The 23,844-nt window shown below is 60.8% G+C and carries 16 protein-coding genes and 2 pseudogenes; 8 read left to right on the forward strand and 10 right to left on the reverse strand.

Annotated elements, in window-relative coordinates; genetic code table 11:
- Window positions 1–97 precede the first annotated feature (97 nt).
- Window positions 98–4,249: a PAS domain-containing protein gene (locus IB279_RS26570; RefSeq protein WP_113188448.1), complete on the reverse strand. Its 4,152-nt coding sequence runs from the start codon at window positions 4,247–4,249 to the stop codon at window positions 98–100.
- 355 nt (window positions 4,250–4,604) lie between these two features.
- Between IB279_RS26570 and IB279_RS26575 the strand changes: the two genes are divergently transcribed.
- The 4 genes and pseudogenes from IB279_RS26575 (at window position 4,605) to IB279_RS26585 (ending at window position 9,385) form a co-directional block, all read left to right on the forward strand.
- The gene (locus IB279_RS26575) at window positions 4,605–7,610 is read left to right on the forward strand and encodes a PAS domain-containing protein (protein ID WP_192339997.1); all 3,006 of its coding nucleotides are present in this window, start codon (window positions 4,605–4,607) and stop codon (window positions 7,608–7,610) included.
- A pseudogene (locus IB279_RS37350) lies at window positions 7,607–8,239 on the forward strand (response regulator transcription factor); the annotation flags it as partial. The gene IB279_RS26575 and the pseudogene IB279_RS37350, both read left to right, overlap by 4 nt.
- A 45-nt stretch (window positions 8,240–8,284) precedes the next feature.
- Window positions 8,285–8,641: pseudogene (locus IB279_RS37355) on the forward strand (response regulator); the annotation flags it as partial.
- Window positions 8,642–8,746: 105 nt separating this feature from the next.
- Window positions 8,747–9,385: a response regulator transcription factor gene (locus IB279_RS26585; protein ID WP_113188471.1), complete on the forward strand. Its 639-nt coding sequence runs from the start codon at window positions 8,747–8,749 to the stop codon at window positions 9,383–9,385.
- Between the two features lie 188 nt (window positions 9,386–9,573).
- Here IB279_RS26585 and IB279_RS26590 read toward each other — a convergent pair whose 3' ends face one another.
- From IB279_RS26590 to IB279_RS26630, 9 genes are all read right to left on the reverse strand, one after another.
- Window positions 9,574–10,305 carry an SDR family NAD(P)-dependent oxidoreductase gene (locus tag IB279_RS26590; RefSeq protein WP_113188449.1) on the reverse strand — a complete coding sequence of 244 codons (732 nt, stop codon included), beginning with the start codon at window positions 10,303–10,305 and terminating at the stop codon, window positions 9,574–9,576.
- Window positions 10,306–10,376: 71 nt separating this feature from the next.
- Window positions 10,377–10,958, reverse strand: coding sequence for a TetR/AcrR family transcriptional regulator (locus IB279_RS26595; RefSeq protein WP_113188450.1), 582 nt, complete (start codon window positions 10,956–10,958; stop codon window positions 10,377–10,379).
- A gap of 440 nt (window positions 10,959–11,398) precedes the next feature.
- Window positions 11,399–12,034 carry a response regulator transcription factor gene (locus IB279_RS26600; RefSeq protein WP_113188451.1) on the reverse strand — a complete coding sequence of 212 codons (636 nt, stop codon included), beginning with the start codon at window positions 12,032–12,034 and terminating at the stop codon, window positions 11,399–11,401.
- Window positions 12,035–12,174: 140 nt separating this feature from the next.
- Window positions 12,175–12,648, reverse strand: coding sequence for a RidA family protein (locus IB279_RS26605; protein WP_244546814.1), 474 nt, complete (start codon window positions 12,646–12,648; stop codon window positions 12,175–12,177).
- A 275-nt stretch (window positions 12,649–12,923) separates the two neighbouring features.
- Entirely contained in the window at window positions 12,924–13,775 is an 852-nt protein-coding gene (locus IB279_RS26610) for an alpha/beta fold hydrolase (protein WP_192339999.1), read from the reverse strand.
- Window positions 13,776–14,043: 268 nt separating this feature from the next.
- A complete protein-coding gene (locus IB279_RS26615) occupies window positions 14,044–15,183 on the reverse strand; it encodes an adenylate/guanylate cyclase domain-containing protein (protein WP_246802125.1) in 1,140 nt (379 codons plus the stop codon).
- 162 nt (window positions 15,184–15,345) lie between these two features.
- Complete coding sequence (locus IB279_RS26620; RefSeq protein WP_234852802.1) at window positions 15,346–15,624, reverse strand: GNAT family N-acetyltransferase; 279 nt, start codon at window positions 15,622–15,624, stop codon at window positions 15,346–15,348.
- A 192-nt stretch (window positions 15,625–15,816) separates the two neighbouring features.
- On the reverse strand, window positions 15,817–16,746 hold the full coding sequence (locus IB279_RS26625) for an MBL fold metallo-hydrolase (RefSeq protein ID WP_113188453.1): 930 nt from the start codon (window positions 16,744–16,746) through the stop codon (window positions 15,817–15,819).
- Window positions 16,747–17,376: 630 nt separating this feature from the next.
- Window positions 17,377–18,972 carry a winged helix-turn-helix domain-containing tetratricopeptide repeat protein gene (locus IB279_RS26630; RefSeq protein ID WP_192340001.1) on the reverse strand — a complete coding sequence of 532 codons (1,596 nt, stop codon included), beginning with the start codon at window positions 18,970–18,972 and terminating at the stop codon, window positions 17,377–17,379.
- 228 nt (window positions 18,973–19,200) lie between these two features.
- Here IB279_RS26630 and IB279_RS26635 point away from each other — a divergent pair, with 228 nt between their 5' ends.
- The 4 genes from IB279_RS26635 to IB279_RS26650 all read left to right on the forward strand — a co-directional run bounded on the left by IB279_RS26635 (window position 19,201) and on the right by IB279_RS26650 (window position 23,817).
- On the forward strand, window positions 19,201–19,953 hold the full coding sequence (locus IB279_RS26635; RefSeq protein WP_113188454.1) for an SDR family oxidoreductase: 753 nt from the start codon (window positions 19,201–19,203) through the stop codon (window positions 19,951–19,953).
- 114 nt (window positions 19,954–20,067) lie between these two features.
- Window positions 20,068–21,162, forward strand: a complete 1,095-nt coding sequence (locus IB279_RS26640) for an HlyD family secretion protein (protein WP_113188455.1) — start codon at window positions 20,068–20,070, stop codon at window positions 21,160–21,162.
- Window positions 21,159–22,754 (forward strand): MFS transporter, encoded by a 1,596-nt coding sequence (locus tag IB279_RS26645; protein WP_192340003.1) that lies wholly within the window; start codon window positions 21,159–21,161, stop codon window positions 22,752–22,754. Before IB279_RS26640 ends, IB279_RS26645 begins: the two co-directional genes overlap by 4 nt.
- Before the next feature lie 115 nt (window positions 22,755–22,869).
- Window positions 22,870–23,817, forward strand: a complete 948-nt coding sequence (locus IB279_RS26650) for an MBL fold metallo-hydrolase (protein WP_060521211.1) — start codon at window positions 22,870–22,872, stop codon at window positions 23,815–23,817.
- Window positions 23,818–23,844: the final 27 nt, after the last annotated feature.

Raw genomic sequence — 23,844 nt, forward strand, 5'->3', positions numbered from 1 at the left:
TGCCGCTACTGGAATTGCATGCGAACGCTATCGGCTGGCGGTGGTGAGCCGCCATATGCGACCGAGATCGTTTGCAGGCCGTCCTATGCAGCAATCGTCATGCCGTTAGGTTGGTTTCAATCGGCAGTGTGAAAACAAACGTCGATCCTTGTAGCTCGTTCTTTTGTGCCCACAGGCGTCCGCCGTGGGCCTCGACGATCGAACGGCAGATCGCCAATCCCATGCCCATGCCGTCGTTTTTCGTGGTGAAGAAAGGTTCGAATATCCTGTCGGGGTGTTGGATCCCCGTGCCGCAATCGCTCACGGCGATGCGGATTGCGTCTTCGATACGCGTCGCATGCAGGCTGACGATGCGCCGATCCGCCGTGGATGCCATCGCTTCTATGCCGTTTCGGATCAGGTTGACCAGTATCTGCTGAAGTTGCACGCGATCCATAGCGACCGGAGGAAGGTCGCTTTCGACGTCAAGCTGGATGCGAACGCGCCGCCGCAAGGCTTCTTCGACCAAAAGGTTGCGCACTTCGGCAATGACGCTGTCTACCGTTGTGCTCATCCCGGGCTCCACGGATTTCGTGAACAACGCGCGGATGCGGCTTACCACGTCTGCGGCAGCGTTTGCGTCGCGCGTGATGCGTTCCACCGTTCTTTGCGCTCGCGCAAGGTTTGGCGGCTCAGCAGAAAGCCAGCGTTGGCATGCATGCGAATTTGTCACGATCGCTGCCAACGGCTGGTTCACCTCATGGGCGATCGAGGCGGAAAGCTCGGCGAGGCTGGCGGCCTGAGACGCACGCGCAAGACCATCGCGCGCAGCCCGCAAATCCTCCTGGGCCCGAACTTCGCTGTCGATGTCGATGCAAATGACGTTCCACTGGACGATCAGCCCATCGGCGTCCCTCATGGGCGCTGCCCGGGTCTCCACCCAGCGATACTCTCCGTCCGACCGGCGAAGTCGATGCTTCTGCGCATAGGGCGTACCGGTGGACAAGGCATGGCCGCCGTTCTCATGGACTTGAGGCATATCGTCGGGATGGACGGCAGCACCAAGCGGGCCTGACGGTCGTGCTTCTCCCGACGCATCGGGCGCTTCCAACTTGTACCCCAGATACTCGCGAAGCTGTTCGCTGCGGTAGACAGGATCACCGTTCGGGTCGGTGCATTCGACCATCGCAGGCAGGGTTTCAATGAGTTGTCGAAGCGAGCGCTCACGCTCGCGCAAGACCTGTTCGACGCGGAGCTGATCGTCGATATCGTGACAAATGCCGAACCATTGCAGGATCTGACCGTTGGCGTCCCGCAAGGGAGCACCGCGGCCCGACATCCAGCGATAGACGCCGTCGGCACGGCGCAGCCGGTAGGTCAAAGAGAAGTTTTCGCCGGTGGCGAAGGCCTCTCTCAGCGTGGCATCCATCTTCGCTGCATCGTCCGGGTGAAGCGCGGCTGTAATTGCAGCGGCGAGAGCGCTGCCCGATCCCTGATAGTCCTTCACGTCATGTCCGAGGAACTCGATCAGGCTTTTGCTGAAGAAGACCGGTTCCCCATCCGTGTTTAACCGCCAGAGTGGGCTGGGCATCATGTCGACCAGTTGCGAGAGTTCGCGCTCCCGATCGAAGAGCTGTTGTTGGACACGCACTTCATCGTCGACATCAATGGCCACGGCATACCACTGCACGATCGTCCCGTTTTGATCGCGCAATGGTTCGCAGCGCCCGTCGACCCACCGGTACGCCCCGTCGGAGCGAAGCATGCGATATCTGTTGGAGAAGGGTTTACCGGTGGAGAAGCCGTGCGTGGCGTTCGCCCGTACGGATGCGATATCGTCCGGATGGACGATAGAACGCATCATCGCGCCGGCGCGGGTCACGCCCGGCTTGTCCGCGTCGATGGCATCTGAACCGAGGAAGTCTACCAACCGCTTGTTCAGAAAACTGAGTTCACCGCCGGCGGTCTGCCGGGCTATGAAGGCCGGTACCATATCGACGAGCAGCGACAACTCGCGCTCGCGATCGTGCAATGCGTTTTGAGCGTGCATCTGATCGTCGATATCGAGCGAAACGCCATACCACTCCTCGATCTCTCCTTCCTGATTGCGGCGAGGTTCGACCCGGCATTCCACCCAGCGATATCCGCTTTCAATTTCAAGCCAACGAAAGCGCAACGTTGCGCTTCTACCGGTTTTAAAACATTTTTGCAGCGTGTCTCCGACAGCTGCGGCGTCGTCCGGATGGATCAGCTTCTGAAGCAGACTTTCGATACTCTGCTCCCCGTCTGCTTCGAAGCTTGCGACAACCGAGCGGAAGCGGTCCCTGAACTGTTTGTTGAAGTAGACCGAGCCGGTCGATGGCGTCGCGCTCCAAATGCGGACCGGCACTGCGTCGATCATCCGTTGAAGCTGCCTCTGACTGCGGCGCAATGCGTCCTCGGCGTGCGTCAGATCATCGATGTCATGGCACATGCCGTACCATTGGACGATTTTCCCGGAGTGATCCCGCATTGGCTCTGCGCGGCTCGACATCCAGCGAAAGACGCCGTCGGCCCGGCGCAGGCGATATCGCATGGCAAAGGCTTCACCGGTTTCGAGGCAATGGCGAAGCAGATCGACGAACGCGCCTGCCTCGGCGGGATGCACGGAGACTTCGACCATGGCTGCAAGCCGTGTTTTTCCCGGCTTGTCCGTGTCACAGATGTCCAGGCCGAGAAAGTCGACCATGCGCTTGTTGAAGAAGGTGGGCTCGCCATCCGGCGTCAAGCGCCAGACGTGGCTTGGCACCATGTTGACAAGCTGCAGCAGCTCCTGCTCCCGCTCGCGCAGTGCAGCCTGAGCGCTCACTGCGTCTTCGATGTCGACTGAAACGCCGTACCACTGCAGAATCGTTCCGGCTTCGTCACGCAAGGGCGCTGCCCGGCTCTCGACCCATCGATGGGGACCGTTTGCCCGCCGCTGACGGTACCTTCCTGCAAAGGTCGTGCCCGCTTCGAACGCGCGTTTCAGCGCTTCGTCGGTGGCAATGCGGTCATCCGGATGAATGTCCGTCAAGGATCGCTTGCCATTGGCTGCAATCAGATCAGTCAACGCCAACCCGGTCGTGTCGGTGGCCCACTTGTTGAGGTAGCTCGGCGTTCCGTCAGGCGTGGCGCTCCAGATGAGAGCCGGAACGGCGTCGGTCAAGCGTTGCAGCCGCAGTTCACTTTGACGGGCGGTGAGTAACGCCAGTTGGTGCTGTCTGGAAATGGCTGCGACGACAAGCGCCGAGAATGCGGAAATCACGAGGAAGAGCTGCAGCATGACCTGCTGTTGCCGTTGCGATCCGGCATCACCGATAAACTGGCTGTCACCGGTTATCGTGAGCGCCATCGTCACCAGCGTCAAGATCGTCAAGGCGACAGCAGCCCCTCGGAATTCGAAACGCGCGGCGCTCCAGAGCAGAAACGGCAAAATGATATAGGGCGAGGGGAAGAAGCGAGCGCTCAAGGAAAGGGCGGCAACGCCCAGGAAGATGAAACAGAGAACGGCAGCCTCCGTCCAGTGTGCCACGGACAGCCTGGTTTCTCCGCGCCAGGAGCGGACGAGGACGAGCATCAATGGCGCGACCAGCAGGATGCCTGTTGCATCTCCGATCCAGAATAGTGGCCATACCGACGCGAATGTCTGGGACTTCACACCAAACCAGGCAAGGGTTGCGCTCCCGACGGTCGCGCTGGCAAGGGGGGCTACTCCGGCACCCAAGACGACGAAAGCCAAGACCTGCTGCAGTGTTTCCAGCCGCACGGGACGGCCAGTGGCGCTGCTGAGGAGCATTGCACCTGCCGAAGCGCAGAGCGCGTTGCCGACGAAGATCAAAAATCCTGCTGGAAGCGGGCTGTGAAACCACACAAGCTGGGCAAACATCTCGGCAAGGCAACCGCTGACGATCCACCATGGCCAACTGCGGGGAGACGTGAGGATGAGCGTCGCCATGAAAACACCGCCGGGGGGCCAGATCGAGACGGTGATGCCCGGGACTATCGCAAGCACATTCGCAAATCCGCAGCCCAGCACGTAGGCCGCGAAGAACGCGACGAGATGCAACAACTGCGGTCGGCTTGATCGGAACCGCCGCCAGTGGGAAGCCCGCTCGACGGATGGTCGTTCGGTGGGCGCGCGCCGCAACGCGCTTCCGGCGGGCCCTGGCGACGTTCGCTCGAGCTCTTGCACCGGATGATTGACTGTCTCTGAATGGCTGTCGCCAATCGCTCTAGAAGCTGATTCCATCGGCTGCTCCGATCGGACAGAGAAAGCCTGGGCACCGTGTGGCCCCCCTACCAAGGCACTGTAAACGAAGTCTGGCGGGGTGAACCGGCCATTCCTCTAACCCTATCGCAATCACGGCCATGCCGCAGCCTATGGAAGTCTATGAGAAGGCGTGCTGCCCGGCGATGCCGGATGCCTCTTCGCCTATGCTCAAGTACAGCTTAGAATAGACCGCTCAGTTGTCATAGATTTCCATAGGATGCAGGCGAGACGCAGCGAGAATAGGATGGGCGGATAGTTTGCGCAGTCCGAATCTCGAGAACAACTGCTATGCAGAGCGCTGATAGTGGCTTTCCTCGTCCTGCAGGAGAAGGCAATGACGAAGGCGTTCGACTCACCTGACGAAATCGGGCTGGAAGCTATGCACGCGGTGCGGATCATCGAAAGCGTGGTCGGCAACGCCTGGGCGGCGAATTCGGCCGGCGAGATCGTTTTCGTCAGCCCTGCGGTGCTGTCGCGGCTGGCCTTGACGCTTGAGGAGTTCGGCTCCCAGTCGGATGGTGGTCCGCTGGGCTGGAGGCGAATGATCCATCCCGACGATTACGAGCGGTCAATGGCGCTCTGGCACCGGTGCCTTGAAACAGGCCAGCACTTCAACATCGAACACCGAACTCTGCGCGCAAGCGGCGCTTACGGTTGGAGCCGAACGTCTGCTCAGCCCTTGCGTGATGGTGAGGATGATATCGTTGGCTGGTACGGCGCGATCATCGACATCGAAACGTCCGCCGCCGCCGCTCGTTTTGTGGATACGGCGGAGGCGGCCGTACAGGAATTGCCAAGCTCGTTGAGCGCAATTCACCCCGATGACCGAACTGCAGCGGCGCATGCAGCCGCGCGTGCATTCTGGACGGGCGTTCCGCAGGTCACGAGGCACAGACGGCGCCAGCCCGACGGCAAGTATCGGTGGACGGAAACCCGCGCCGAGCCCGGATACAGCGTCAGCGTCGATATCGATGAGTTGGTGACGGATCGCGAGCCTCGCGTGGTTACGGCATCCGATAGCGCTGGCGAACCCGAACCACTACGGTCTGCGAGAGCTGTCGAGAGCATATTCGGCAATGGCTGGGCGTTCGATGCGCGCGGGCGCTGGATTTACCTGCATCCATTTGCGCAGAACTCGCTCGGCGTCACTCCGGAGCAACTGAACATTTCCGTTGACGAAGGTCACACGGCCTGGAAGCAATTGCTGCATCCGGACGATTACGAGCGGACAGCAGCGGTATGGAATCGTTGCCTGGAAACGGGGGATGACTTCAACGTCGAGTTTCGCTTCCGCCGCGTATCTGGAAGTTATGTCTGGGCCCGAACCGCCGCCCGGGCCGCCCGCGACGCTCGAGGCCGTATCCTGGGCTGGTTCGGCATCGCGCTCGACATCGATGTTTACAAGAAGACCGTCGAGGCGTTGCGTGGCCGAGAGCTGGAACTCTCGCAGCTTGTTGACATGGTCCCGGTTCACATCCGCCGACTGGGCCCCAACGGCGAACCGACCTTTTTCAACAAGCGCCTGCTTGATTTCTATGGGTGGCAAGATCTCGCACAGTTGGAAACACCGGCTGGCAGCCGGCTGGCGACGGCGATGGAAATGCTCGTGCATCCGGACGATTCCGCGCGCCTCCTGCAAGCGGTCCGCCATTCCGTTGCGACTGGCGAATCCTACGGAATGAAGTACCGTTTGCGCCGCTCGGACGGCGTCTATCGTTGGGTCGACGGACGCGCGGTGCCGCTGATCGACCAGGAGGGGGCAATCGTAAACTGGTATGCGATCTCGATCGACATCGATGACGAGATGCGTGCGCAGAACGCGTTGCGCAACCGCGAAAGGGAACTCCTGCAGCTCGTCGACATCGTTCCCAGCCTGCTTTGGCGCCTGAACCCTCAGGGCGAGCCAACGTTTTTCAACAAGCGGCTGATGTGCTTTCTCGGTCTCGACGCAGCGAATTCCGAACAACCAGACCCGGGCCGCCTGGCGTCCGCCTTCAGATCCTCCGTGCACCCGGACGATGCGTCAGGCCTCGAGGAGGCACTGAGCCAGTCTGTCGCCACCGGCGAGAACTTCTCAAAACGGTTTCGCCTGCGCCGGTCGGATGGCGTCTATCGGTGGGTTGAAAGCAATGCAGAACCCTTGCGCGACGATAGCGGACAGATCGTGCAATGGTATGGGCTGTCACACGATATCGACGACCAATTGCGCGTCGAAGATGCGCTGCGTGAACGGGAGCGGTCACTGTGGCAGCTGGTTGAGACGTTGCCGGCGATGATCGACTGCGCCGCACCAAACGGCGAGCCGGTCTATCGCAGCCAACAGTTGCGGGAATTTCTCGGTTATAATCTTGAAGACTTGGACGGAACGGGGAAGTCCCGGCTGGACGCAACGCTTGATTCCGGGGTGCATCCCGACGATGTCGCAGGCGTCAAGGAGAGGTATGCGCATTCCCTGGCCACCGGCGAACCCTATGCACGCAAGCATCGCCTACGCAGGTTTGACGGCGCTTATCGGTGGGTCGAGACCAGAGCGGCTGCCATGCGCAATCTGGAGGGTGCGATCGTCCAATGGAACGTAATTTGCCTTGATATCGATGGCGAGGTTCAGGCTGAGAACGAATTGCGCCTTGCGCAAGAGAGACTTTCCAGAGCCAGTCAGTCGGCGAGCCTGGCCGAGCTTTCGGCGTCAATCGCCCACGAGGTGAACCAACCATTGGCAGCGATCGTGGCCAACTCCAATGCCTGTCACCGTTGGTTGTTGGCCACCCCGCCCAATCTCGAGCGGGCAAAGATCACTGCCGAACGCATTATCCGTGACGCCAACGCCGCCGCGGAAGTCGTCAGCCGCATCCGCGCCCTGTTCAAGCAGCGTGTCGAGCCTCAAAGCGATAGCGATCTCGTGAGCGCAATCGCCGAAGCCGTTCATCTCATTGCGGAGGAAGCCATGCGCCGTCGCGTTCGGGTCGACGTCGATATCGAGAAAACCCTTCCCTATGTTGCGGTGGACCAGGTGCATATTCAACAGGTTCTGGTGAACCTCATTCGCAACGGCATGGATGCGATGGACGCTGTGCTCAGCGACCGCGTCGTTCGTGTCCAGGTCCGTCGCGTGGGGGATTTCGTCGCGACGGAGGTCAGCGACATTGGTACGGGGGTCGAGTTTCCGGAACGAATATTCGAATCCTTCTTTACGACGAAAGTGAACGGAATGGGGATGGGTCTGGCAATTTGTCGTTCGATCATCGAGTCGCACGGGGGGCGGCTGTGGGCGCAAAACAATGAAACAAATGGCGCAACCTTCACGTTTACCTTGCCGATCGAAGTGGAAGCAGCGGCATGACGAACGAAGAATACACAGTTTTCATCGTCGATGACGACAATCGGATCCGCGAGGCCCTATGCGAGCTCTTGGCCTCACACGGCATCCAGGCGATCGCCTTCGGTTCGGCCGGAGACTATGTCAATTCGCAAAAACCGGATGCGCCCGCCTGCCTGCTTCTGGATATCGAATTGCCGGACATCAACGGGCTGGATCTTCAAAGCGCAATAGCCAAAGGGGAGCATCCGCCGATCGTATTCATAACCGGTCACGGAGACATCCGTTCGTCTGTGCGGGCCATAAAGGATGGCGCCGTCGATTTCCTGACCAAACCGTTTACCGACGCGGATTTGATGGCCGCCATTCATGCGGCCATTGCCGAGGACGAGAAAAGACGGGCCGAGCGCGCAGAGTTCGGAAAGCTGAGGCGGCGCTACCTTGACCTGACACCGCGCGAACGGGAGGTGCTGCCGCTGGTCATAAGCGGGCTGCTCAACAAGCAGGCGGCGGCAGAACTGGGCATCAGCGAGGTGACCCTGCAGATCCACCGGCGAAATGTGATGCAGAAGATGAAGGCAGGCTCCTTTGCAGACCTTGTGCGCATCGCCGAACGTTTGAAGATACCCGTTACCCATGCCCGCAAGACAGGCGTGAAATCGATGGCTTTGCCGCATCGGCAGGTCGTCGCGATCGTTGACGACGATCCGAGATTGCTGGAGTCGCTGGAGGATCTGTTGGAGTCGGCCGGCTACTCGGCTCGCAGCTTCTCGTCTGGCCGATCGCTGCTTTCCGCTGGGCTCCCGGGTCTCGATGCGCTCATTACGGATATAGGGATGCCGGGAATGGACGGGTTCGAACTGAGGGACCTGGTCAAGACGAAAGAGCCGGGCCTTCCTGTTTTCCTGATGACCGGCCGGCACGAGATCGCCGATCAGCTGAGTGCGCGCGACCGGACTAGCTGTTTCAGAAAACCCTTCGACGCGCAGGTTCTGCTGGCCACGCTTGCCGCCGCATTGGGCGACCGGCCCATGGAGGGAAACGATGAAACTTGAGATGCCGCTCGAACCGACGGTCGTTCCGCACGCGCACCGTCAAAGCGAACGCCCGCTCGTCGTGATCGTCCACGATGCATGCGGGACGAAACAGAGGCCAATCTGATGCAACACGCTCAAACCAACACGCAAGAGCCTGCGGAACCGATCGTTTACGTCGTCGACGACGACGAGGCCATGAGGGAAGCGCTGCTCGATTTGTTCATGGTGACCCAAAAACGGGTGACCGCGTTCTCGAATGGGCCTGAGTTTTTGGAGACGGCAGACATCCGGGCGCCCGGCTGCCTTGTTCTTGATTTCAACATGCCAGGGGGCACGGGTTTGGACCTCCAGGAGCATCTTTCTCTTGCTGGTAGCCGCCTGCCGGTGATCTTTCTGACGGGGCATGCAGATGTTCCGACCAGCGTAAAGGCGATGAAGGCTGGCGCCATGGATTTCATCACCAAGCCGTTTGCCGATCAGGATCTGCTGGAGGCGGTGGATCGTGCCATTAAGCTCGACGCCGAGCGCCGCAAAGTCGAGGCGGAACGCGACCGGATCCAGGCGCTGGCAGATACTCTTTCTCCTCGCGAGCAGGAAGTGATGTTTGCAGTTGTGAGTGGTCTGATGAACAAGCAGGTCGCCTACCAGCTCGGCATCAGCGAAATGACCGTGAAGCTCCATCGGATGAGCGTCATGCGCAAGATGCAGAGCCGTTCGCTGGCAGATCTCGTGCGAAAGACGGAACAGCTACGATGGAATTGAGCAACTCACAGGCCTGCAGGAAACCGGAGTTATGTAGCAACTGTACCAATGGTCGCGGTTAGGTCCGAAGCGGACATCCGGCGATAATCGCTCGAGATTGGAGCTTGCTTTCCACGAACACAGGAGTTCAACGTGCGGAACCGCGGCAACAGTGTCGGGGTCCCGCACATGGATGCGGTCGCGCTGACCTAGAGCGTCAGTCCACCGTCGATCGTCAGGCTTGATCCGGTCATGTAGGATGAAGCTGGGCTGGCGAGATATGACACCACGCCTGCTATCTCTCCTGGAGCGGCGACGCGTTTTAACGGGCTCCGGGCCGACAGCATTTCGATAGCGCCGGCATTCATGTCGGTTTCTGTTGGGCCTGGCTGGATGTTGTTAACCGTGATTCGCCGAGGCGCAAGATCGAGCGCAAGGCCTTTGACCATGGCCGCGACGGCGGCCTTGGTGAGCTGGTAGACACTCGCTCCAGGCGAGCCAGTGCTGATGGCCACATTGGAGCCGATCGTGATGACGCGGCCGCCATCCTTGAGATATGGCACGGCGGCCTGTATCGACAGATAGACACCCCGAACGTTGATGTTGAGCATCATGTCCAGTTCTTCCAGGCTTACAGATTCAACCGTGTTGATACGCAATATGCCTGCATTGACCACCACAGCATCAATTGGTCCAAGGAGGTCCACAGTCTTTGCCACGGCCGCGCGAATAGCCTCGGGGTCACCGCTGTCGGCTTGAATGGCGATAGCTCGGCCGCCGATGGACCCAATGTTCGCGACCAGTGCATTGGCACTGTCCGGACGCGACACGTAGGTGAAGGCCGTGTCGAAGCCGTCCTTCACCAGTTGTTCGACGGCTGCCCCGCCGATACCACGTGAACCACCGAAGACGAGTGCGGTTTTACGCTGATTGATCGTCATGTCATTCTCCTTTATTGACTGATCAGTCCATTATTGGGCAAAAGAATGCCTCTTCGTTTGAAGAGGCAAACTCAGGGCTTCAGTCGGTGGGTCGCGAAGCGTCCTATCGACCTGAGGTCTGACGCCGCAGCCCCGCTGCGTGCTGCCACTTGAAGTCCCGTCATCATCATCTGAACGAATGCCGACGCCTCTACCGGGTCAAGCCCGGGATCGACCTCTCCCAATCGTTGGCCTTCCTCGATCCGTTCGACGATACGTCGACCAAGCAGGGCGCTCGCCTTCTCTCGGCGCAAATTCAGTTCTTCATCCGTGATGCCGAACTCGCCAACAGAACCGACGCCCATACAACCAAGGGCGCGCTCGCAATCGTCATCAGACACCAGGCCAGTGAGCAGGTCCTCGATGCCCTTCAGTGGCGAGCTCGGTTCGCCGAGCCTCTTGAGGTGGCCCGAGTTGGTTCGCCGCTGATATGTGTCGAGCGCCTCGATATATAGGGTACGCTTGTCGCCGAATGCGCCGTATAGACTTTGCCTGCCGATGCCCATCGCCTCGCGCAGATCGTCGGTTGACGTCGCTGCAAATCCCTTCGCCCAGAACAGTCGTAAGGCTTTGTCTAAAGCCGTGTCGCGGTCAAACTCTCTTGGTCTTGCCATGGCAAAGGGTAGTAGCAGTTATTGACTGAACGGTCAATAACATTGTCTAAAAGCAGGATGACCGCTCCTGGCGCAAAGCTGACAACGCCTCATCGTTGTCGGTTGGTGGCACTTGCTACACAGGTGACGACCCTTGCCAACGAAAGGGAGGCCGCCTGCCCATGGGCAAACGGCCCCCTAGGTGTGCCGGCCTTTGGCGGTCGTGCCGCGGGGAGGGGGCTGCGACACTTAGATCATCACCTCCTCACGAAGGTGCCGGCGAAGGATGATGATGGAAGTCTACGAACTTTCACGCATCCGCATCACTATACATTCGTTGGCCTTCGCGGCGCGGAGCCTGTTGTCGTTCAGGGCAGGCGACGCTGCGGGCATGCATCCTGACCGGGCGGCCGGAAAAGAGGCGTGGTCGATCATTGCCGTGTTAAGCTCCGGCCGCGACCTCACTGCAGCAGTTCCGACTTCCTTACGAGGTCGCTGAAGGTCCGGGCCTGCATCTTCTTCATTGCGCTTGCGCGATGAAGCTTGACCATGATTTCGCTGATTCCCAGTTCGTATGCCGCCTGTTTGTTCATGAGACCTTCGGTGACGAGCTTCATGACCTGCCTCTCACGTGGGGTGAGACTGGCCGCGCACTGCCGGGCATGCTTTCTCTTTGCAGCCATATCCCGCTGCTTTTTTCCTTCCTTAATGGCTGCGGCGACCGCACAAAGCAGGTCGTCCACCTCGAAGGGTTTCAAGAGGAAATCGACGGCTCCCGCCTTCATGGCGGTGACGCTCGTCGGTACGTCTCCATCGCCGGTCATGAAAACGATCGGAAGGTCGAAGCCTGCATCCGACAGTTTCCTTTGATACTCGATACCGCTCATGCCTGGCAGTTTCACATCGAGCAACAGGCACCCTACGGCCTCTGGATCGCCCCTTTCGTCGAAATCCGCAGTGTCGACGAACGCTTCGGCCGGTATTCCGGAAGAACCAAAGAGTTCAAGCAGCGCCGAGCGAATTCTCTCATCGTCGTCGATGATGTGGACCACGTTGACGTCGGTGGCGGTTTCGATGGGGTTTGAACGTTCGGGCATCGCTTAGCTCCCTTGATCGTCAAGAACCAACATCCGCCCATTTTATCCGCCGTGGTTTTGCTGGCTATAAAACGAAGGTTTGCCCTCCCGCGGGTTCGAAGACCGTTCCGTATGTTCCGTCAGCACTCGATGGTTTGCAGTCAGACGCTACAAAGCGAAACACACGGTGCGATCGCCCGAAAGGTGACCTCGATCAGCTGTTCGGGAAATGCCAGGCGGGAAACACCAATCAGGTTGCTCGCACACTCCGGAATCTCCGCTCCATACATTTCCTTGCGGACCCTGCCAGCGGCCGCAAACGCGGCGTCCACATCGAGTACGTAGAGTGTCTCTTCGACCACGTCGTCGAGTGAAGCGCCGAATTCGGCAAGGACAGTGACGGCATTGGCGTAGGTCTGCCGCATCTGCTCTTCCATGCTCGAAAAATCGACTGGTCTTCCGGCTGGGTCCAGCTTTGCCGGGGCCACGAGGTTGCCGGCCCTGTCGTGGCTTAGCTGTCCGGAGACATAGATGATGCCTTTAACCTGAACGGCCTGGGAATAGCCGTAGGCTTTTTCCCATGGCACACCGAAGTTTGCGGTCCGTTTGATCGGGGAACACATGAAATCCTCCATTCCTTCCGGGCGGGCGGTGGCCTCAACCGCTCGAAGCTCATTTCCGTTTCAAAGTCCGGTCGGTTAGACCTCTCATGACGTCGCTCTACCAATACGGCTGGGCCGGCCTTGCCGAAAGTAAACTGAAGTTTGGCTATCCAAATGCACTTGGCATCGAGGAGCAGTTCGCCGGAAAAATGCTCCCGGCGGCCGGCGGCGGATTTGCGGGCACTTCTGAGTGTGACGAACCCCCACCGTCTAGTGGAAAAAGGGCGCCTGAGGCGCCCTTTGACACGCTACTTGGTGATGAAGCTGAGGATGTCCTGGTTGATGACGTCCGCGTGTGTGGTCGCCATGCCGTGAGGGAAGCCCTTGTAAATCTTGAGGGTGGAGTTCTTCAGGAGCTGAGCTGAACGGGGGGCGGAAATCGCGAGCGGAACAACCTGGTCGTCATCGCCATGCAGCACCAGCGCCGGCACATCGATCATCTTCAGGTCTTCGGTAAAGTCGGTCTCCGAGAAGGCCTTGACGCCAACGTAATGGGCGTTGGCGGCTCCCATCATCCCCTGTCGCCACCAATTGTGGCTGACCGCTGCGGACGGCGTGGCGCCTGGCCGGTTGAAGCCGTAAAAAGGGCCGTTTGCGATGTCGTGATAGAGCTGCGCCCTGTTGGCCGCAAGGGCCTCGCGATAGCCGTCGAGCGCCTCGATCGGAAGCCCCTCGGGATTGTTCGGCGTCTTCAGCATAAGCGGTGGCACGGCGCCGATCAGGACGAGCTTGGCCACACGCCCCTTGCCGTGACGGGCGACGTACCGGGTCGCTTCGCCTCCGCCCGTCGAATGCCCGATATGGATCGCGTTGCGCAGATCCAATTGCCGCACGAGAAAGGCCACGTCGGAGGCGTAGTGATCCATGTCATGGCCACCGCTCACCTGCTCCGATCGCCCGTGGCCACGACGGTCATGGGCAATGACGCGATAGCCTTTTGCGAGGAAGAAGAGCATCTGGTTGTCCCAGTCATCTCCGCTCAATGGCCAGCCGTGATGAAACACGATCGGCTGCGCGTCGCGCGGACCCCAATCCTTGTAAAAAATCCTGGTCGAGTCTTCTGTCGTTACGTATCCGTGACCGGGTTGCTCGGCTGTCATGGCCATTCCTTTCTGTGCTGGTCGTGCCGCATCAAATGGTGGTTTCGGGCCGCGATGCTCAGCTCTCGAAGCGCGGTCCTGCGGTGGGCGCCGTCGTTAACGGAGGACCGTTTCGACGCCCTGCGGGACCCTGTTTCTCCGGGAGTAACGGCCGGCATGCGACGTGAAGACGCTAGCAGCTGGCGTATGGCGGGAAAGGTATACCTTGGTTTCGGCGACCATTCGCGGCCGTTCAAGGGCCTGAACGTCAACGCGATGTCTCGGGACTTTAAAGTCGCAGGGCATGGACCTCAACGGCAGTTGCTATGCCCTCGAGCACGTGTCGCCCGAGGTGTTCGGTCTGCTCGTGGCAGGCTGCCGCGTCCACGAATTCTCCCGAAAGAAGGACGGGACGGCGCAGGCGTTTGGTCAGCGCCTCGAGCTTGAAGGCCCTGTTGACGGCTGACCCGATCACGGTGAAGTCGAGACGGTGTCTTGAACCGATGTTGCCATAATTGACCTTGCCGAGGTGGACGCCCATGCCGAAGCGCATTCGGTCGTCCTGCGGCCAAAGCCGGGATGCCGCCTGATACCCCTCCTGGACCGCCGCGATGAGGTGCATGCAGGCCTGCGGCCGGTCCATGGGAAAAACGGCGAGCAGACCGTCTCCGATGAACTTCAGGATTTCTCCGCCATGCTGTTCGATCGGCTCTCCGACAGCGTCGAAGAAGCCGTTCAAGATTTCGATCAGCTCGTCACGCGGCAATCGGTCGGACAGACGGGTGAAGTCCCTCAGATCACAGACGAGAATTGCTGCATTGATCGTGGCGCCCGTCCCTCGTCTGGTTGCGCCACGCAACACTTCTGCAGAGGCATGCGAGCCGACATAGGTGTCCAGTAACGTGCGAGCCAGCTGGCTCTTGACGCGGATTTCGGTGACGAGGGACAGCCAGGGCAAAAGCGCGTCGAACAGTTCCAGTTCCTCTGCGCAAAAGCCACCATGCCGGTCCGTCGCAAAGGTGAGGAGGTGGCGGCGGCCCTGCGTATGATCGAGAGGCCACGCGGCGTAGTCCGTGTGGCCGGCGTGCTTCAGTTCTTCGTAGACCGCAAAACGATGTGGACCGACGATCTGCAAATTCTGCCGAACCCGCAGCCCGCTGACGATCGCCAGTTGAAAGGGGCTGCGAAGGAAGGCGTCGGTTGCCTCGACGTCATAAGCGATGGTCTGGATGTTGGCGGTCGATTGTCCGCGCACCCAGGTCATGCGCGTACCCAGCCATTGCGGATGGTGCACGCGCAGATGAAGCGTTGCTCTGCTCAGCGCGACGCGGCAGCGCACGAGCCGACCGCAGAGCTCGGCAAAAACCTTCTCTGCCAAGGGCTCGTCGCGGATCCCGGTCGCGAGCCAGTGCAAAATCTGCTCGCGCATTTCAGTTTTTAGCTCCAATCCCATGGCCTCAACATACGCGCTGATGTGACCGCGAGAGACCTATACGAGCGTTTGAGGAGGGCAGGCGCGGTGCAGAGAGCGAACCCCGAGATGTTTGCCCAATACGCCTCTGTTTGCGGTCCGGCCTGATCTGCTTGGCGATCAGCAGATCAGGTCGCTGTATTCCGGATGCTGAACGGCATAGTTGGCCATGAACACGCATCGGGGCGCGACCTTCTGTTGCCGCTCGCGCAAGATGGCAAAGAGGCCGTTCGCGAGCTTCGTGGCAAATCCTGCTCCAGAGTACTCGAACGGCACCTCCGTGTGGATCAGCACCAGCACGCCTGCCTCCATGCGATAGTAGGCGGCTGCAATCGCATCCGCGTCGATGGAGAGTTCGAAGCGGCAATTTTGGGGATTATCGAGTACACGATGCGGCAAGTTTAATCTCCTCGCTGCTGTTGCAGCCATCGACCCGCAGGCCCCTTCAGGCTGGACCGTGGTCTTGTGCCAACGTTGCAATCCAACCAGGTCAACGGCCGATTGATGCCTCACGGCGCGCCGTGGGCAGCAATCGACCGGTTGTTATGAATTAGAGCAGTCGTCTGGTTCGCTCCCGACGGAAGCCTTCCGTCAGTAGTCCCACCAGGCCGGAACGAAGCGGTAAAGGTCGCCGGCGGTCGCTACACGACCGACCGATGGGAACGGCATGTGCGTGGAAACCAGCCAGGAGCCGGTCTCTGCAAGTTCTTTCATGAGCCGCAGTCGAACGCGGGTCGCTTCTTCGGGGTCGTGTTCGAAGCCGTTGTGCCACTCGGGGTGGTCGAAGGAGACGGGGAACAGGGCGTCGCCGCCGAACATCAGCCGCTCGCCGCCGGACGAAATGCGCACCACGCTGTGCCCGGGGGTGTGACCACCGGTACGGGTGACCACCACTCCCGGCGCCACTTGCGCCTGCTGGTCAAAAGTCCGCAGATGGCTGCGATAGGCATTCAGAAACTCAAGCGACGCTTTGCGCGCGAGATCCGCGAGCGCCGGTGGCATGGCGGTAAGCGAGAAGTCGGGCGCCTGCCAGAACTTGGTCTCGGCGGCGCACACATGGACGCGAAGATCCGGGCGCATCCGTTCCTTGACGCCTTCGACGAGGAGCCCGCCGACATGGTCGAAGTGCATGTGCGTCAGCACCACGTCGGTCACGGCGGCGAGATCAACGCCGGCGGCCTCCAATCGACGGACAAACTGTCCTGCCCGCGGGAAATCGGGATACTCCTCGCCCAGACCGCTGTCGATGAGGATCGTCTGGTCGCCGCTGCGCACGACAACGGCGTTCAGCGCCCAATCGAAGGCAACCTTTGAAAGAAACCTGTCGTCGAGCCAGGCGCCCCGCACCTTGGGGTCGGCGTTGGTGGCCATCGACTCGGCCGGCGGGGTCAAGATGCCATCGCTAATGACCAAGACGTCGATGTCACCAACCCGTACCGCATAGCGTGAAGGAACCAGCTCATCCGGTGCGGCTCTTTCCTGCGGAATAATCTTTAGGGAACTCGTTTGAACATTCGACATGATGTGCTCCTGTCGTCGCGGTTGAAATATGTCGGTCAGGATTACATCGCGGAGTCTAGATTCCGGTCTTTTGGCGGTCGAGCTACACCTGAGTATGGGACCACTGCCCGTCCCCGGGCGCCGTGAAGCGAGTCCAGCTCTTTCAGCAGCGCGTCATGCGCGCGTGTTGCCCCGGTCAGCGGTGGGTGGAGTGGGTCTCCCCAAACCTGCGTATAGTTTCAGCGGTCCAATCAATTGCCTAGGCTCGGTCCGGTATGCGCAGGCGGCCGTTGCTCGGCCCGAGACATCGCGAACGCGATGATTGGCGCACCCGCAGGCGGATTGCACTCCATGACAGCCAAAGAGGTTAAATTGATCGCCCTGTCCGGTGCGCAGCCACTGTTGGACGTATCGGAATACTGCCGGCGCGCGGGCATCTGCGAAGCCGAAGAGCGGAGACTGCTTTTGCTCCTTGGGCGACAGGCGTCCTGCCACGAACTCCAGATGAATATCGTAGAGCGGCGAATGCGTGCACGCTAGCGACCCGTCACAGTTGCCGTGCCGAACACACGCCCCAGAACCTGTGGTGGTCCAGGCGCTGGACAATTGCACGGCGCGCGCTCGTCCATTGCGCGCCGCGAGCGGCCCTGGTCACTCCGGCAAGCCTGCAAACCGCAAGCCGTCGGCAAACCGCTTGAAATCGTCTGGTCGATGGATCGGCAGCCAATCGCGCAGATTGGAAACACACAAGGCCGGATCAAGTTGCCGCAGGCGCTCCATGTACCGCCTTGCCTCGTCGGGACGACCGGCAAGCGCATGGCTGGCTGCGGCAAGTGCGACCGCGGCCAGCAGGCTCGGCAGGTTCGCAAGTGCCTTCTCGGCCCAGACCACCGCATCGTCGTAATTTCCGGAAAAGAAATGCGCGATCGCCGTTCCCGTCTGCATTCGGAACATCTCCGGATCGAGTGGGCTCAGGCGAACGGCATGGGTCAGATCCTTGATCGCGCTCTCCGTCTCTCCCCGAAAGACGCGCAGCACGCCACCCAAAAACCACGCGAGCGCGAAATTCGGATTGAGCAGTCGGGCCCTGTCGATCAAAGCGATGCCGGCGTCGAGATCGTCGGCGAGATGGCCGAGCGCATGCCCGCCTCTCGTGAGCGCCACGGCGTCGTCCCGGCCAAGCTCGACCGCGAGCCGCGCCAGTCGTGTGCCTTCCGCGATCTCTGCCGTGCGGTCGACCATCCAGCCGTTGAGCTTGCGCCAGAAGAAGCACCAGGCGGCGCCGCCATAGGCTGCGGCGAATTCATCGTCGAGCGCAATCGACTTGTAAAAGAGAGGCAGTGCCGCCTCGAGCGCCTCTCGGGTGCCGCTGTGCAGTTTTGCCATGCCGCGAAGATAGTAGTCGTAGGCGTCGAGGCTTTCGGTCGGCTTGCGCTTGGCGCGTTCGATCTCGATCCGTTCGAGTTGCGGCGCGATCGCGCCGACAACGCTTTCGGCTATCCCATCCTGCAGCTCGAAGATGTCGTCGAACGTGCCTTCGAAGCGCTCGGCCCAGAGATGCGCTCCGGTCGTGGCGTCGACGAGCTGGCCGGTGATGCGGACCTTGTTTCCCGATTTGCGCACGCTCCCTTCCAGTACGTAACGCACGCCAAGTTCGCGACCGACCTCGGCCGCCTCCACGGTCCGGTCCTTGTAGGTGAAGCTCGAATTGCGTGCGATGACGAACAGCCACCGAATGCGCGAGAGTGCGGTGATGATGTCCTCCACCACCCCGTCCGTAAAATACTCCTGCTCCGGATCGCCGCTGAGGTTCTGAAAAGGCAAGACGGTTATCGAGGGTTTTTCGGGCAAGGGGAGCGCCGGCGCCGGCACGCGTGCCTCTCCATCATTGTGATCGGCGACGCTCAAACCTCGCGCAGGGGCCTCGTTTCCAACGTCGACAAGGTTGACATCGCCGACGAAGCGGAAGCCCTTGCGGGGGATGGTGCGCAGCAGATGCTGGTCTTCGCCGTTGTCGCCGATCGCCTTGCGAACCGCGTTTATGTGGCTGGTGATCGTCGATTCCGACACGATCCGACCGCCCCAGACGGCGAGCAGCAGATCATCCTTGCCGACGACTCTTTCTCGATTTTCGATGAGATGCACCAACAGGTCGAAGACCTGCGGACCGACGGCGACAATCTGCCCGCTGAGCGTCAATTCCCGGCGTTCCGGATCGAGCAGATAATCTGCGAACTTGAATTGCACCTTGAGGTCTCCTGGACGACTTCCCCGGCTGGCGATTGCCATCCGCGGATAACCAACACGCCATTGCGTCGTTAGAACATCCCGCCACGATCACACAATCGCTTGGACGGACAATCAAGCTATCCACAAGGGTAATTCAAGACAGGCCCAAGGACTTCCCTGGAGCATAGGGGCACTCTCAGCGCAGATCGACAGCAATGGTGCGGTCGAGAAAAGCAGAGTGAACCCATGAAGATCGTCGTCATCGGAGGCACCGGCCTTATCGGATCGAAACTTGTGAAGAGCCTGCGCGAGCGCGGACACGACGTGCTCGCGGCCGCACCAAATACTGGCGTCAACACGATTACGCGTGAAGGTCTGGCTGCGGCGATGGATCGGGCAGATGTCGTCGTCGATGTCGCCAACGCGCCGGTTTGGGACGACGAGGCTGTTCTCGAATTCTTCGAGACGTCGGGGCGCAACCTTTTGGCAGCGGAAGCTGCAGCCGGCGTTCGTCACCACGTCGCGCTGTCGATCGTCGGCAGCGAACGGTTGCCTGACAACGGCTATTTTCGAGCGAAGATCGCCCAGGAAAGCCTCATCAAGGCATCCGGTATTCCCTATACCATCCTGCGGGCCACGCAGTTTTTTGAGTTCGTCGGCGGCATTGCGCAATCGGCGACGGTCGACGGCGAGGTTCGCCTTTCGCCGGCGCTGTTCCAGCCTATTGCTTCCGACGACGTTGCCGCAGCACTTGCCGATGTTGCGCTCGCAGCACCGGTCAATGGAACGATCGAAGTTGCCGGACCGGAAGCCATGCCGCTCGATGAGGTCGTCAGGCAATTTTTGCGGGCAACAAAGGATGACCGAAAGGTCGTTCCTGACGTTCACGCTCGCTATTTCGGCGCGCTGCTGGATGACCAGTCGCTGACCCCCGGCAAGAACCCGCGGCTCGGTGCAATCCGCTTCGACGATTGGATCGGCCAACAGGTCGGGCTTTGAAGTCGCAAGGACCGATATCCGCAAGGTGGTGGCGTCCGAGCGACGCGCGGCCCTGACATCCTCCTGGCAGCGCGGCCGCTTCGCAGCCAACCTATTTCAACGGGAACCGAGACAATGGATACGCTCGAGCACACGATTGCCACCGCCACGGGACGCGCCTCGACCGGCGTTGCCGAAAAGCGATCCAGCAAACGAAAGAAGATTGGCATGCTCCTATGCCTTAGCGCCGCGGTGGCCATTGCCGGCGGCTGGGCCTGGGCCCGTCCAGGCGACGAAGTATCGACGGACAACGCCTATGTCCGTGGGGACGTGACGTCGTTGGCGCCGAAGATCGCCGGCTATGTCGTGGCCGTCGAGGTTCAGGACAATCAGAGTGTTCGGGCGGGACATGTGCTTTTCCGGATCGATGACAGGGACTATCGGGCTCGCCTTGCTCAGGCGGCGGCCAATGTCGAAGCTGCCAGGGCCCGGCTCGTCAATGTCGATGCCGAGACAGAGCTTCAGCACGCCCTTATTCGCCAGGCCGAAGCCCAGAAGCTGTCGGCCGTCGCAGAGATGAATCTCGCCGCCAAGGCATATGAGCGCCGGCGCGAACTGATCCGCAGCAATACTATCAGCCAGGCGCATGTCGACGAAAGTGATGCGGCGCGGTCGAAAACGCAGGCAGGCGTATCTGCGGCCTTGGCAACGATCGAGGCGCAGAAGCAACGCATTGCCGTCCTTGCGGCGCAGCGTGAGGCCGCCGTCGCAGCCGTGGCCCAGGCCGAGGCTGCGCGCGATCTTTCCCAGATCGACCTCGAGAGCACGGTCGTGCGTGCCCCGGTTGGTGGCGTCATCGGCAACCGCCAGGTTCGTGTCGGCCGTTTCGTCGCCCCCGGCACTTCCCTGCTCGACATCGTTCCGGTCGACGACGTGTGGGTTGTCGCCAATTTCAAGGAAACGCAACTCGAGCACATCCAGCCGGGTCAGCGTGTGCGGATCCGGATCGACGGGTATCCGGGGCAAGTCCTTGAAGGCACGGTTGACAGCTTTGCGCCCGGGAGCGGTTCAGCCTTCAGCCTGCTGCCGTCGGACAATGCAACCGGCAACTTCGTTCGCGTCGTCCAGCGGGTGCCGGTCAAGATCCGATTTGGCCGCAGCCCCTTGACTGGACGTCTCGTGCCCGGACTGTCCGCAAGGGTCGACGTGGATCTCGGGAGAGGGTCATGACCACGCACCTGCCCGCCACGATAAATCGCGAGGCGTCTGCACCAGGCACGTTGCTTGTCGCCGGCATCGTGCTCGCGGCGTTGACGGAGGCGATCGCCAGCACTGTTCTTTCGCTCGGCCGCGGCGACATCATCGGCGACATCTATGCGACAACCGACGAATTCGCCTGGCTCGACGTCGGCTACACCGCCTTCAAGCTCATCGGCTTCATGGTCGCCGCTTCGATGCTCAACCGCATCCGGCCGCTCAGTCTCATCATCGGTTCGACGCTCATCATGGGGCTCGCGTCCGGGATGGCGTCCGCGACGACGTCGCTCAATTTCTTGATTGCCCTGCGGGTCATTCAGGGGCTTGCCGGCGGTGTCCTTCTCGTTGCGGGGCAGACCACCATCTTCTTTGCCTTTCGGAGCGCCCATCAGCCAATCCTTCAGGCGCTGTTTGCCATGGGCGCGGTGGTCGCACCCGCCACGCTCGCCCCCGCGCTTCAGGGGTGGCTGCTCGACAGCCAGTCCTGGACCTGGATCTTCTACTGCAACGTCATTCTGTCTCTCGGCGCCGCCGGACTTCTCTTGATGGTCGAAGATCCGGCACCCGCCACGACGAGGCAACGTCCCGTTGACTGGGTCGGTCTCTCACTGATTTCGGTCGCGCTTTTCTGCTTCAGCTATGTCTTCAGCCAGGGAAGCCGCTGGGACTGGTTCGAAGAGCCGCGCATTCTTTGGCTCTCGGTGGCTGGCGTAGCCTCGATGTTCCTGTTTCTCGGGCAGCAGGTGCTGCGCAAGGGCACCGGCCTCCTCGACTTCACCCTGTTCAGATCGGACGATTTCGCCTTCGCCTTTATCGTCAGTTTCGTCGCCGGCGCGGCACTTTTTGGCAGCGGGTTCCTGATCCCCTCCTTCGCCGTATCCGTTCTGGCCTTCACGCCGACCGATGCGGGCCTGCTTCTTCTGCCGAGCGGCGCTCTCTTCGTCGGGGCCCTCATCCTGGCTGCCTTCCTCATGCAGGTCCGTCGGCTTCCTCCATTCGCAACCGTTCCCTTCGGTATCCTGCTGATCATGCTGGCCATGTGGATGCTGTCCGGTTCGACGAGTGAAAGCGGTGCCGCCGACATGATGGCCGCAATCCTTTTGCGCGGCCTTGGCCTCGGTTTCCTGTTCCTGTCGATCACGCTGATTGCCTTTACCAATCTCGACAAACGAAACCTCGCCTCCGGGATCGGGCTGTTCAACACCGGTCGCCAGCTCGGCGGCCTTGTTGGCGTTGCCGGGCTTCAGACGCTTATCGACCACAACGTCGCTGCAAATGTCGCGGTCCTGGGCGCGAGCGTCAATGCGGGAGGTCAAGCCGTCATCGAGCGTCTGGCCGCAACGACCGCCATGCTCGCGGCACGGGGCATGGATGCCGTTCCCGCCAGCCGGGCCGCGATGGCGCTTCTCGGCCGGACCGTTGCCGGGCAGTCCATCGTGATCGCCTTCGACACGGCGTTCAATGCCGTGGCACTGCTCTTCGTCGTCGCCGCGCCCATGCTCGTGGCCATCAAGGTCGGGTTGGCCCGGCGCGCCAAAGCTCGCCAGACACCCGCCGACCGTTGACCGAACGGGCCACCTAAACCGAGGTATAGCTCGACCCTCGATATCGCTCGAACCTAGAGTCCAGGCCGTGAACTGTGAAAAAAGCATTCTTCGATCAGGCAAACAGGAGGGCGTCATGTCGCCGCTAGAAGCAAGATCTCTTACGAACACGACCTTGGAGCCTGCCCCGCCCGGTCGATCGGCTCCGGAAGAGCTGGTTCCATCGCGCTATGCCGTGCGGGTCGGTGACATTGAGGTGCTGGTGGTCAGCGATGGCGTGCTGCCATTGCCAACCACGATGTTGGGACACAATGCCGACGCCGCCGATCGGGCAGCCTGGCTCGACGGCATGTTCCTGCCGACAGACGCCTTCGACTGGTCGCTGAACGTGGTCGTGGTGCGAAGCGGCGCACAGACCATTCTCATCGACGCCGGGCTTGGCCTGGATCCGGACCTGAACCTGCCGCGAGCAGGCCAATTGATCAGGCGGCTGACGGCTGCAGGCATCGATCTTGGGTCTGTGACCGATGTGGTTCTCACGCACATGCACATGGACCATATCGGCGGATTGCTCGTTGATGGCGTGAAGGAGCAATTGCGTCCGGACTTGCGGATCCACGTCGCCGCCGCCGAGATCAAGTTCTGGGAGGCGCCTGATTTCTCCCATGCGGTCATGCCGCAGGGTTTCCCGGATGCGCTGAGGGCAACTGCCAAGCGCTTTGCGAACGAGTACCGCGACCATCTTCGACCGTTTAAGGACGAGTGCGAGGTCGCGCCGGGCGTAGTCGCTGAGCGCACCGGCGGCCATACGCCCGGGCACTGCGTGGTCCGCGTGGCCTCGGGAGGCGACCGGCTGATGTTTGCCGGCGACGCCCTGTTCGCGGTCGCCTTCGACCACCCCGACTGGTACAACGGCTTTGAACACGACCCCGAGGAGGCGGCTCGCGTTCGGGTGCGTCTCATGAAGGAACTGGCCGAGACAGGATCGTCGCTGGTGGCCACGCACCTGCCTTTCCCGTCCGTTGGGCATGTGGCGATCGATGGCGATCGCTTCCGGTGGGTTCCGGTGTTCTGGGACTACTGACGTCTACAATTGCGCGCGTGGCGTGCA

It is taken from the genome of Ensifer sp. ENS06, from assembly GCF_014852205.1.
GTDB lineage: Bacteria > Pseudomonadota > Alphaproteobacteria > Rhizobiales > Rhizobiaceae > Ensifer > Ensifer adhaerens.